The sequence below is a fragment of the Salipaludibacillus sp. HK11 genome (assembly GCF_047795645.1).
Lineage (GTDB): Bacteria > Bacillota > Bacilli > Bacillales > Salisediminibacteriaceae > Salipaludibacillus.
The window spans coordinates 3,368,392-3,381,033 of record NZ_CP181045.1 but is presented as its reverse complement, the minus strand read 5'-3'; the positions used below and the strand labels follow the sequence as shown (position 1 = coordinate 3,381,033).

Below are 12,642 nucleotides of genomic sequence, written 5' to 3'. Positions count from 1 at the left end.
TCAACAGACAATCCTTAAAAGAGGGGGAAGCATATCATGAGAAAAACACTCGTTACCGGAGGAGCAGGATTTATTGGATCCCATTTGGTAGACCTGCTTGTTGAGCGAGACCATGAAGTGATTATTCTTGATGATCTTTCTTCTGGAAACAAAAAAAATATTAACCCAAGTCCGCTTGTATCATTCATCGAAGGGGATGTCAGAAACGAACAAATAGTGATGGATACGTTTCGGCAGTATCCGACGATTGATTCGGTTGTTCATTTAGCTGCACAGAGTAAAGTAGGACCCTCATTAAAAAGTCCACAAATGGATTTGGATATAAATGTACTAGGAACGGTCAATGTGTTAGAACAAGCACGTAAACACGATGTAGCGAATTTTGTGATTTCTTCATCAGCAGCGGTATATGGTCATGTCGAATCACTGCCTGTCTCAGAGCAAGCTACGCCCGCACCGCTTTCTCCCTATGGTGTGTCAAAGCTCTCTGGAGAAGAGTATGTCAAGGCGTATGGCAGACTTTATGGACTCGATGTATCAGTTCTCCGTTTCTCCAATGTGTTCGGCCCAAGGCAAAGTGCCGCAACGGAAGCAGGTGTGATCACAATTTTTATTGAACAATTATTAGCAGGTTCGGCACCTATGATTGAAGGAGATGGGCAACAGACGCGCGACTTTATTTACGTGAAAGATGTTGTCAGTGCCGTTGCAAACTGCCTTGATATGCCAGATAAGACGTCTCACGATCGCGTGTACAATGTAAGTACAGAAACGATGACAAGTATTGAAGATTTGTTACGAATTCTTTGTTCGGCGGTTGATCAACCATTTAAGCCGATCTATCGTGAAGAGAGGCAAGGGGACATCAAGCACAGTTATCTGACGAACAAGAAACTTTCAGATGCGTTTGATTGGTCGCCACAAACATCTTTACAGGATGGTCTGAGGGAAACCGTGGAATATTATAAATCACTTAGTTAAACGTAAAGCCAACTACTGCCTGGATCCAGTCAGGTGATAGTTGGCTTTTTTGTGTAATGGTGTTGAGTCAGGGATGAATTGAGGGATAGCGTGCCCTTCACGAGAGAGTGTAGGAATCAAGACACTCTAGAAGGAAAGGGAAAAGAGAGTGTCTAGAAAGAGATTATAAGAAATCTCTCCGGTCGCTACAAATCAAAAAAACCCACAAAAAAACATGCCTCGATTAAATCGAGGCACGCTTTAAATAATATTCTCTGAAGTTATTCACTCCCAAGTTGAGTTTGATTATCGGGAGAGTTTTCACCATAGTGCTCCATCGATTCAATCTCTAAATGGTCACGGAAAATGCTAGAAATTTCGTTGACGGATACCTCATTAAGTTGGTAGTAAGAGACACCATTCATCCTGACGTTGTCGCCATCAAAGGTTAATGATTCTATATTGTCCAGCTCTCCTGCATATGAATGCATACTTACTAAGTTGCTGAAGCTAAGATTCATACTAAGATTCCGTTCAAGGCTATCGACGAGTGAGCCGAACCTTGTAATCGTCCGAAAGTTTGCCGATTGACGAATAATTGCTTCTATAATTTCTTTTTGCCGATCGCCCCGGCCGAGATCGCCGCGTGGATCCTGTTTTCTCATCCTTGCATACGTTAGCGCTTCTTCTCCATTTAGCGTCTGAAGACCTTCATCAATTTCAATCGTGCCATACGTGGCATTATCTGTATCACTAATTGGCTTCTCAACATCCACTTCGATGCCACCAATCGTATCAACAATCTCCATAAATGCGGTGAAATTTAATGAAACGACATAGTCGACAGGAATATTAAGTAAATTCTCGACGGTGTCAAGGGTCATATTTACGCCACCGAAAGCATGTGCATGGTTGATTTTGTCCATATTCTGTCTTCCTGGGATTTCAACATAAGAATCACGAGGAATGTTAATCATTTTAATCGAATTTTCATCAGGATTAAATGTCGCTAGAATCATCGCATCCGTTCTACCTGATAAATCATCTTCACGACTATCTAACCCAAGAAAAAGAACGGAAATTGGGTCATTGACGGGATCGACGACAACTTCTCGGAATTCCGATTTTTCTCCTCGATCAAGCTCTTGCTGTGAACTCTCTGTAGCACTTGATATTTCCCAAATCATATATCCGACGAAACCGCCTGCGATGATGGCTAAACCAAGTATAATAAATAACATATATTTTAAAAATCGCCGAAATGGTGAACTTCTTCTCTTGGACTTCTTTTTTTCTGTTCGCTTAAAATCTGTCAAAAAATGACACTCCCCTTAACGTTCATGTAATACGAATGACGAATCGCTTGAACTAATTTTGTTGTTTATATGCTAATCTAATTCTTTTTTTTATTATACCACTTTTAAATACTAAAAGATGACATATTATTTGACGATAAATGAGATAGAAAAGTTACAAATTCTTAAACCAATTGTTGCGATAGATGTGATATATGATTTTTCTGCAAAATGTCTCTTCACATAATGATTATATCAGTTCCGTTCACAAAAAAATAATGAAATATGTAATATTAAAACGAAAAAAATCGACTGTACAGAGATTATCGTACTATGTACACAGGAATTAATATAGAGTAAAATGTATGTAATCATTGTCATTGGAGGATCATTTTATGAAAAATTTACGATGGGGTTCACCTGTCAGTGTGGCGTGTTTAGGTGTTTTTTTATTTGGATTAGCTAGTTTACTAGACGTAATTTGGAAGTATTTTCTGAGTTACGGTTAAATTTCTTTATTAGAAGCTTTATTTTAAACTAAAGCACAAATTTTTTTGACGAAGGAGGTGTATCGGTGAAAAAGGGTATATTATGGTTTCTTACAATTATTTTGGTTACGAGTGTCTTGTTCGAGACGACGGGAAGTTCACTAAAAAGTACATATGCCGATGCCGTCGACAAAGGGGAAATTACGGCCTCATCATTAAATATTCGCTCACAACCAGCAACAAACGCGAGTATTATTGGTGGATACACACGAGGTACAAAAGTAGACCTTCATGAAAAAACGGGTAACTGGTTCAAAGTTCGCCACAATAATCGCTGGGGTTACATCCATGGAGACCACGTTAAAGTGACGAGTTCGTCAACAAGTTCTGGATCTTCGTCATTGATCGGAAGTGGGGAAGTAACAGCAACTAACCTTAACGTTAGAGCGTCGGCGACAACGAGTTCTTCGATCATTAGCAGTATTCGAAAAGGAACGAAAGTCGACTTACTCGAAAAATCAGGAAGTTGGTATAAAATTAAAGTAGGAAGTAGAACTGGTTATATTCATGGGAATTACGTGAAAGTAACCAATACTTCAAGTGGATCAGGTTCATCAGGAGGAACGGACTCATCGTCAACGATTGGAAACGGCGAGGTGACGGCAAGCAACCTGAATGTCAGAGCATCAGCATCAACGAACTCTTCGATCATTAGCAGTTTGCGAAAAGGGACAAAAGTCGACCTCCTCGAAAAATCAGGTAATTGGTATGAAATTAAAGTTGGAAGCCGAACAGGTTACATTCACGGAAGTTATGTCAATGTAACAAATGCTTCAAGTGGATCAGGTTCATCAGGAGGAACGGATGCATCGTCAACCGTTGGAAGCGGCGAGATAACAGCAAGTAACTTAAATGTTAGAGCATCTGCATCAACGAATTCTTCGATCATTAGCAGTTTACGAAAAGGAACAAAAGTCGATCTTCTTGAAAAATCAGGTAATTGGTACAAGGTGAAAGTTGGAAGCCGAACAGGATACATTCACGGGAATTACGTAAAAGTGACAGAAGCCTCAAGTGGATCAGGTTCATCAGGAGGGACGGATTCATCCTCATCAGTCATCGAGACTGGAGAAGTAACGGCAAGCAACTTAAATGTGAGAGCTTCTGCTTCAACAAGTTCGTCGATTGTTAGCAGTTTACGTCGAGGAACGAAAGTCGACATTTACGAAAAATCAGGTAACTGGTTGAAAATAAAAGTTGGTAGCGGATGGGGTTATATCCATGGCTCATATGTAGCTGCAGCAACATCAAACTCAAACGGATCCGGATCAGGCAGTCTCAATGGGAAAACGATCTTCCTTGACCCTGGACACGGAGGGCGTGATCCAGGAGCGGTTAATGGAAGTACTTACGAGAAAACAATTGTGCTCAACCTTAGTAATAAAGTGAAACAAGCGTTAGAACGAGAAGGTGCTAAAGTTTCTATGAGCCGGACGAATGATAGCTATATTGCATTTGGGACGCGAGCGAATTTGGCAAATCAAGCGAATGCCGACCTATTCATTAGTATTCACGCCAATTCATTTACAAGCTCGGCTGCGAGCGGCGTAGAAGTTCTCTATAGTGAAACTAAGTATCCAACAGAAAGCCGTAAATTGGCGCAACAATTGCAAACTGCGATCGCTAGTGGGATGAATATGCGTGACCGTGGTATTGTGCGGCGTAATCTGCAAGTTCTTACAGGACCAAACATGCCAGCTGTTTTGATTGAACCTGGGTTTATGTCAAATCCTTCTGATTTAGATAAACTTCTAAATCAACAAGATAAGCTTGCTGGAGAAATTGTTCGTGGTATTAAAGCGTATTACCAATAACGTAAAGGGTAGGCTGATTTTCAGCGTAACTAACTTGCCATTGAAAAAAATATACAAAAAAGGAGAACCGTTTTTTGCGGTTCTCCTTTTTGTAATATAGCTTATTCCTGATTTTTCAAATGAACTTCCGAAATCTCTGCTAAGTAGTCGAGCATATCGTGTTTTAGGTCTTCTCTTTGTAAGGCGAAGTCGACAGTAGCTTTGACAAAACCAAGTTTGTCACCGACATCGTAGCGTTTCCCGGTAAATTCATATGCAAGCACGACTTGATTTTCATTAAGTTTCTTAATCGCATCAGTAAGTTGAATTTCATTTCCAGCGCCTGGTTCAAGTTGGTCTAATATGTCAAAAATTTCAGGTCTTAGCACATAACGACCCATAATCGCATGGTTTGAAGGTGCGTCTTCAAGTTTTGGTTTCTCGAAAAGGTCATCTACGTGAATGACACCAGGTTCAATTTCAGAAGATTTAGGAGAAACAATCCCGTATTTAGAAACATCTTCATCTGGTACAGGTTGAACCCCTACGACGGATGAGTTATAGCGCTCAAACACATCGATGAGTTGTTTGAGGCATGGAGTACCCTCGGTTTGCACTATATCATCCCCTAGTAGGACGGCGAAAGGCTCGTCACCAATAAAGTGTTTCGCACACCCGATCGCATGACCTAACCCTTTTGGTTCCTTTTGGCGGATATAATGAATATTTGCCAAATTAGAAATCGTTTGAATTTCTTCTAGCAACGCCATTTTTTCTTTTTTTAACAAAGTTTCTTCTAGTTCATATGATTTATCAAAGTGGTCTTCAATCGCTCGTTTGCCTCGACCGCTAATAATGATAATATCTTCAATTCCAGAAGCAATTGCTTCTTCGACTATGTACTGAATCGTTGGTTTGTCAACAATCGGCAACATTTCCTTAGGTTGCGCTTTTGTTGCTGGTAAAAATCTTGTTCCAAGACCAGCAGCAGGGATAATTGCTTTTCTTACTTTTGCCATGTGATACACTCCTTTCTTTCTAATTTCTACAATACATCCAAATATTTGTACAGGCAAGAATAATCTAGACATTTTTCGGGTTAATTTTATCGATTACTAGACTTCACCAAAAACAAACGAAAAAAGTCTCAGTATTCTATGAAATTAATAAAATTTTAGCAAAAAATCTTTACCTTCATAGTAATTTAAAGTAAAATTAATTGTTGAGGATTTTATCACATAATTTAGAGTGAAAAGAATACTATTAGTATGTTTATAATACTTTAAGAATGTTTAACTTCGCTAAAGAATTAAAGTATAAGATAAACTAAGGCATTCGCCATGAAGGACTTGGCGACAAGCCAAGTTTTTCTAATAAAAAGGAGTGTCTATAGTGACACAATCAAGAATAGATAACAAAGAACCGAAACCAAAAAGGCGTACATTATTAAAAATTAGCCTATTTACGCTATTAGCCGTTTTTTTGTTAGTGGGAGGAACTTTATTATACATGGGTTCACAAGTCGCTAGCGTGACGTCGAGTGCACAACAAGATTTAGAAAGAGGCGAACGCTCTGAATTCCGAGAAACGGCGGTAAATCCGAGTAGTGATCCTGTTTCTGCGTTGTTCCTAGGACTCGATACACGCGATGGTGACTTAAGTGGGCTTACGGATGCAATGGTGCTCGTTACGTTTAATCCTGATGAAGGATCAATTAAGATGCTTAACATCCCACGTGACTCAAGAGTGGAGATTGTTGGACGATATGGATTAGACAAAATTAATCATGCCCATGCATTTGGCGGAGTTGATATGACGCTTGATACCGTTGAGAACTTACTCGACATTCCAGTTGATTATTTTGTTTCATTGAACTTCGATGCCTTTATGGAAATTATTGATGAATTGAATGGGATAACCGTAGATTCACCGATGACTTTTACTGAAACGGATAACGCTACTTATGGAACATTGACGATTCATGAAGGTGAACAAGTTCTTATGGGCGAAGAAGCTCTCGCGTATGTAAGAATGAGAAAATCCGATCCTGCAGGAGATTTGGGACGTGGTGAACGTCAAAAAGAAGTGATCGAATCACTGATTAGAGAAGTGGCATCATTTAGTTCGATTACTAACTTTAATTCGTTAATGAATACGATAGGGCGTAATTTAGAGATGAATATTGATTTTAATGAGATTATCTCGATGCATTCCTATGCAAGTGACTTAGATAATATTGAATCATTAAATTTTGAAGGTACGGATTTGATGCTTGATGGCATTTATTACTACGAGATTGATGAGCAATCTTTAGAGCATACGAAACAACGTCTACAAAAGCATTTAGGGATTATTGATGAAGTCGATCCTATTTTTACGACATCGCCAACAGAACCAGGGGCTGAAGGTGAAGTAGAATCTTATGAATCTGAGGATCATGGAATCGAGGTCGAACAAGTGCCTGCAATCGAAGGACAACCATAAATATAGCCAAACTGTCTCATCAATTGATGGGGCAGTTTTTTGTTGAGGGGAAAAGTCTATCAGAGTGGAATAACTCTTTCATGGCTTCGTTTGATTCGGATCCCCATTCTCCCGTAAAGTGCACGCTAACCTTCGCTCCCTTCCCTTCGCCCTTTCACCCATAACACCTCACCAATCATTAATCACAAATGCCAATATTTTTTCAAAAGTCAAAATAGTTTCATCAGCAGTCATTTTTATTGCATGTAAGCGAATACATAGTCGAGTAAACTGAACATACAGAAGAAAGGATAAACAGATGATAGGAGTTGTTGCAAGACACTTTAATTTTTCAAAAATACCATGAACATTAAAATTTATGTAAAATCATCACCTAACTTAAACTAGTTATCACGGACTAAAAATATAAGATTATCGGAAGGGGTGACGTTGATTGGATCCAGTACAAGGAAATCAAAACTTGAAGGCAAATCCGGCAAATGCAAAGGTTCCTAAGAAAAAAAATTATTATAAAAAGAAAACAAAAGAAACGTGGGCAGGTTATTTCTTTATTGGCCCAATGCTGATTGGTACGTCGATTCTAGTCATATTCCCAATTATTATGGCAGCAATTGTAAGTTTCACAGATTGGGTATTTATTGCTGGTATAGGAGATATGAACTTTGTTGGCCTTGAAAATTATCAGAGGTTACTAGATGATGATCTATTTCTTCGATCAGTAAGGAATAATATATGGTTGATATTCGCTGTTCCGATTACAATGTTTTTATCTTTAATTCTTGCAGTAATCATAAATAAACATGTGTATATGAAGTCGTTCTTCAAAATTGTTTATTTCATGCCGTATATATCGAGTATCGTAGCGATTGCAATCGTATTTCAATTACTTTTTCACCCATCATATGGACCGATTAATGAATTTTTGATGGCGATAGGAATTGCTGATCCACCGCGGTGGCTAGCCGATTCAAGGTGGGCGTTAGTATCAGTCATGATCATTAGTATTTGGACTTCGATTGGGTTTAACCTGATTATTTATCTCGCAGCTTTGCAAAACATTCCATTAGAATTGTACGAAGCGGCAGACATTGATGGTGCAGGCGTGATGAAAAAATTCAGGCATATTATGTTGCCGATGGTATCACCTACAACATTTTTTCTATTAATAACAGGTATTATATATAGTTTCAAATCCTTCGAACTAATTGTTGTTCTAACTAGTGGAGGGCCAGGGCATTCGACATCTGTTATCGTTTATTATTTATATGAGCAAGCGTTCGAATACTTAAGGTCTGGTTATTCATCTGCTATCTCAATGTTCTTACTAGTTATGTTATTTGTAGTAACTGCTATTCAGTGGGTTGGACAGAAGAAGTGGGTAAATTATTGATGCAAAGGAGGTAAAATAGTGAAAGCTAAAATAATAAAGCTGGTAATTACTTTGATCATGTTTACGATAGGAATTGTATTTTTACTTCCATTTATTTGGATGATTTCAGCATCATTAAAACCAGAAATTGAAGTTTTCAGATATCCGATCGAATGGATTCCAAGTGATTGGCGTTGGTCAAATTATGCGGAAGTTTGGAGCGGTAATTTCCCATTATACTATTGGAATTCAATCAAAGTAACAGTGGCGACAACATTCATATCACTGGCAGTCTCAACCATGGCTGCATATGGATTTTCAAAAATAGAGTTTAAAGGAAAAAATATTATTTTTATGCTAGTATTAGCAACTTTTATGATTCCGGCTCAAGCGATATTAGTTCCTCAATTTATGCTTTATATGTATTTAGACTTATTTGATACACACATAGGGTTGATCTTGTTAAATAGCTTTAGTGTACTAGGGACGTTTATGTTGAGGCAATTTTTCGTAGGGATTCATGATGATTATATCGCATCTGCAAAAATAGATGGTGCAGGACACTTTATCATTTTTACAAAAGTGGCGGTTCCACTCGTTTTACCTGCAATATCAACGTATGGTATTTTAAGATTTATTTGGACTTGGAATGATTATCAAGGACCGCTTATTTTCTTGAGATCCGATCATTTAACGACGGTTCAACTGGGGATTTCAAGATTTTCATCGATGAGCGGTGAGTATTACAGTTTAATCATGGCAGGTGCAGTGTCGGCTATTCTTCCACTATTGATTATTTTCTTCTTTGGCCAAAAATATGTGCTTGAAGGAATTGCAATGGGTGGAGTTAAAGGATAAGTATAAATATATGAAATGGAGGGTTTATTATGAAGTGGAAAGTGATTATTTTAATACTATTTAGTGCAATGTTAATTGGAATGATGGTAGCTTGTGGAAATGATTCGAATAATGCTGGGGCTGATGAAAATAACGATGAACCAGAAGCAAATGAGACCGAGAACAATAACGAAAACAATAACGAAGTAAATGATTCAGAAGAGGCTGGTGATTCAGAACCTGTTACGATTCGTCTTCATCACTGGTATAATACAGAACAAGACAATTGGGATGTTGTCATAGATGCTTTTGAGGCAGAACACCCTCACATTAAAGTAGAGTCAATTACTCCTGAGAACAACGATGCAAATGAAACGATGCAGCAAATTGACTTAGCAGCTGCTTCCGGAGATGACCTTGATGCGATCATTGTCAATGATGCTGCGAACTACTCACAGCGTGTCAGTCAAGGAATGTTTGAACCATTAAATCAGTATTTAGATGATAATGGGATAGACTATGAAGAAGAATATGGTGTAGATACAAGCGTCGATGGCGATTATTATGCATTACCAGGAAAGTTTAACGGATTCTTCGTTATGCTCAACCAAGATGCACTAGAAGAGAATGGATTAGACGTACCTGAAGAGTGGACATGGGATGAGTACATGGAATATGCAGAAATTCTTTCTGAAGGTGAAGGATCTGACAGACGTTACGGAACATTCTTCCATACGTGGACGGATTATTTGAAATTAGCGGCATTTAATCAGCATGAAGATAGCAATTTAATTAAAGATGACGGTGTAACGTCAAATGTTGATAGTGATCGCATTCGTCAATCGTTAGAAATTCGTCAACGAGGCCATGAAGAAGACTCAGCAACGCCATACGCGGATACGATATCTCTTGATTTGAATTATCGACCGCAGTTCTTTGGTGGTAGTGCAGCGATGATTATGACTGGAACGTGGATGATCAATGATAGTGGTGGTGTTGAAGAGGGGACTGAATTTACAACAGCGTTCGCTCCATATCCACAAGCACAAGAAGGAGATCCGATTACGTCACCATCAGGCGCTGACTTCATGGCCATGTACTCTGGTTCAGAACATAAAGATGAGGTTTTTGAGTTCTTAAGATGGTATACTACAGAGGGAATTGTGACACAATCGAAATTTTTACCTGACTTTCAAGGGGTAGATATGGAAGAAGTGGTAAACAATCTACTAGAAGAAAGTGACGTTAATGTGGACTTGATTAATATGGAATCACTTATTCATACGCTTGAAGTTCAAGAGGCGGCTGCTCTGAGTATCCCACCTGCGTTTATATCGGAAGTTGAGACCGCTTACTCTGGTGAGGTTGAGAGATTCTTACTAGATGAGCAAGATTTAGAGACTACGATTGAAAATGCTCATGAAGCTGTGCAAAATGTGATTGATCAGAATGTAGAGTAAGTCTATAAAACATGAGAAGTTAGAAGCGCAAATTGCTTCTAGCTTCTTGTTGTCAGTTTATAAGATTCAGAATGTCTGGTAATGGGAAGTGACGTGCATGCGAGATTTCATGGAGAAATTGTTAGGAAATGTGCGGATAAATACATTCAGAAAAAAACTTTTCTTGACTATTATTGCATGTACGGCAGTTCCAGTTTTATTTAGTATGGGGAATATCATCTACACGAGTCTTAATGTCGTGAAAGAACAGACGATCCAAAGCGAAGAGTATAATTTAGAACTAGCTAAACTTACAATGTCTTATGAAATAGATGAATTAATCAAAACAATGAATTTCATTCACTTTGATGACGAAATTCGAAGTATGTTGAATGCTAGTAATCGTGGTTCTATCTCTCCGCTAGCATATGCAACGATAAATGCTAAATTAGATGATCAAACGCGTAACAGTAATATTACGATTGCGATTATTCCGGCAACAGGTGAAAATTATTTTTCTAATTATAGATTTAGCGGTGGCTTTGAGTTTGACAGACTAAGTGAATGGATTGAGATACTTGAAAGCGTCCCAACGTTTCGAGTACATGGATTCAGTGCGGTCAGTATCGATGATGGAAGAGCAGAGGGGCATTTATTAGAGAATAATAATCAAACGATTTTGCTAGGGAGAAGACTAACAAGTTATGCAGGTGAAACGAGTGCATATGTATTTGCTGGACTCGAGGATCTGCAAAGTATTGAGATGAATGATCAAACGTATGATAGAAGCTTGGTTTTATTAGACGAAACTGGCCATATATTGTATGACCAAGATGAAACTAATGTTGGGAAGGAATTCCAATACTATCAACGGTTGAAAGATACGCAATCTTCGATGATAATTTCTCACGAAGGGAACGATATTTTACACGTTCAACAAGAAATGCCGTTTCATGACTGGACTTTGGTGAGTTATATGCCATATGACGAGGCGATTGATGAGCTTAGTAATGCCTACACAGTAAATATCTATGTGATTACGATGGCATTATTTGTTTTAATTATGATTTTGCTTTTCATTGTCAATCGATTTACGCGGCCGATAACACAGCTCGCAGATACAGCGGAAGAAATTGAAGCAGGTAACTTACAAATTAGGTCAAATATTGATAGAAATGATGAAATAGGGCGTTTGAGTGTGGCGTTTGATGTCATGCTTGACCGGATTCAGGATATGTTCGAAAAGCTAAAAATAGAGCAAAAAATTAAACGTAAGGCAGAGATAGCTGTGTTACAAGGGAAAATAAAACCGCACTTTATATTTAATATCTTAAATACGATTCGGATTCAAGTCTACAAAAATGGCGACAAAGAGACGTCACAACTTATTTTGTCATTTAATAAATTTTTGAGAATGGTCTATAAGGGAGAAGAATGGATCAGCTTTGAGGAAGAATTAGATCATACGAGGAATTATCTACACTTAATGAATTCTATGAATAAGACTCCTATAGTGTTGGTGTTAGATATAGATACGGAGACGCTAAATACCGAAGTTCCAAGGTTTTTTGTGCAGCCAATAGTAGAGAACTCATTAAAACACGGTTTTAAAAGTATGAGTGGGAAGATATCAATTTTAGCGAAAATGGAAGAAAAGCACATGATCGTCACGATTTCAGATGATGGCAAAGGCATGGAAAGGGCAGATTTAGAACGTGTTCTGGCTAGTCTATCTGTGAGTAAAGAAGGCATGATTGCAAGTTATAATGAGGATGACGAACAAACAGGAATTGGTTTAAAAAATATTAATGAAAGAATGACCTTAATATATGGAGAAGAATTTAAGATGCAAGTCGACAGCAAGAGGGGAGAGGGCATGTCAGTATTGTTCCGTATTCCACTAAACTATTAGGGGGG

The 12,642-nt window shown here is 38.3% G+C and carries 9 protein-coding genes; 7 read left to right on the top strand and 2 right to left on the bottom strand.

Going from position 1 to position 12,642, the window contains the following annotated elements; translation table 11 throughout:
- Window positions 1–36 precede the first annotated feature (36 nt).
- Entirely contained in the window at window positions 37–981 is a 945-nt protein-coding gene (locus tag ACM26V_RS15890) for an NAD-dependent epimerase/dehydratase family protein (RefSeq protein ID WP_416147706.1), read from the top strand.
- 260 nt (window positions 982–1,241) lie between these two features.
- Here the strand turns inward: ACM26V_RS15890 and ACM26V_RS15885 are convergent, their stop codons facing one another.
- Complete coding sequence (locus tag ACM26V_RS15885) at window positions 1,242–2,276, bottom strand: LCP family protein (protein WP_416147705.1); 1,035 nt, start codon at window positions 2,274–2,276, stop codon at window positions 1,242–1,244.
- 553 nt (window positions 2,277–2,829) lie between these two features.
- Here ACM26V_RS15885 and ACM26V_RS15880 point away from each other — a divergent pair.
- Window positions 2,830–4,617, top strand: a complete 1,788-nt coding sequence (locus tag ACM26V_RS15880; RefSeq protein ID WP_416147704.1) for an SH3 domain-containing protein — start codon at window positions 2,830–2,832, stop codon at window positions 4,615–4,617.
- Between the two features lie 101 nt (window positions 4,618–4,718).
- Here ACM26V_RS15880 and galU read toward each other — a convergent pair whose 3' ends face one another.
- Window positions 4,719–5,615 (bottom strand): UTP--glucose-1-phosphate uridylyltransferase GalU, encoded by an 897-nt coding sequence (gene galU, locus ACM26V_RS15875; RefSeq protein WP_416147703.1) that lies wholly within the window; start codon window positions 5,613–5,615, stop codon window positions 4,719–4,721.
- A gap of 373 nt (window positions 5,616–5,988) precedes the next feature.
- On the opposite strand from galU, the gene ACM26V_RS15870 reads away from it, so the two are divergent.
- From ACM26V_RS15870 to ACM26V_RS15850, 5 genes are all read left to right on the top strand, one after another.
- The gene (locus ACM26V_RS15870; protein WP_416147702.1) at window positions 5,989–7,080 is read left to right on the top strand and encodes an LCP family protein; all 1,092 of its coding nucleotides are present in this window, start codon (window positions 5,989–5,991) and stop codon (window positions 7,078–7,080) included.
- Between the two features lie 433 nt (window positions 7,081–7,513).
- A complete protein-coding gene (locus ACM26V_RS15865; protein ID WP_416147701.1) occupies window positions 7,514–8,470 on the top strand; it encodes a carbohydrate ABC transporter permease in 957 nt (318 codons plus the stop codon).
- 57 nt (window positions 8,471–8,527) lie between these two features.
- Complete coding sequence (locus ACM26V_RS15860; RefSeq protein WP_416151895.1) at window positions 8,528–9,307, top strand: carbohydrate ABC transporter permease; 780 nt, start codon at window positions 8,528–8,530, stop codon at window positions 9,305–9,307.
- A 29-nt stretch (window positions 9,308–9,336) separates the two neighbouring features.
- Window positions 9,337–10,746, top strand: a complete 1,410-nt coding sequence (locus ACM26V_RS15855) for an ABC transporter substrate-binding protein (protein WP_416147700.1) — start codon at window positions 9,337–9,339, stop codon at window positions 10,744–10,746.
- A 109-nt stretch (window positions 10,747–10,855) separates the two neighbouring features.
- The gene (locus ACM26V_RS15850; protein WP_416147699.1) at window positions 10,856–12,637 is read left to right on the top strand and encodes a cache domain-containing sensor histidine kinase; all 1,782 of its coding nucleotides are present in this window, start codon (window positions 10,856–10,858) and stop codon (window positions 12,635–12,637) included.
- Window positions 12,638–12,642: the final 5 nt, after the last annotated feature.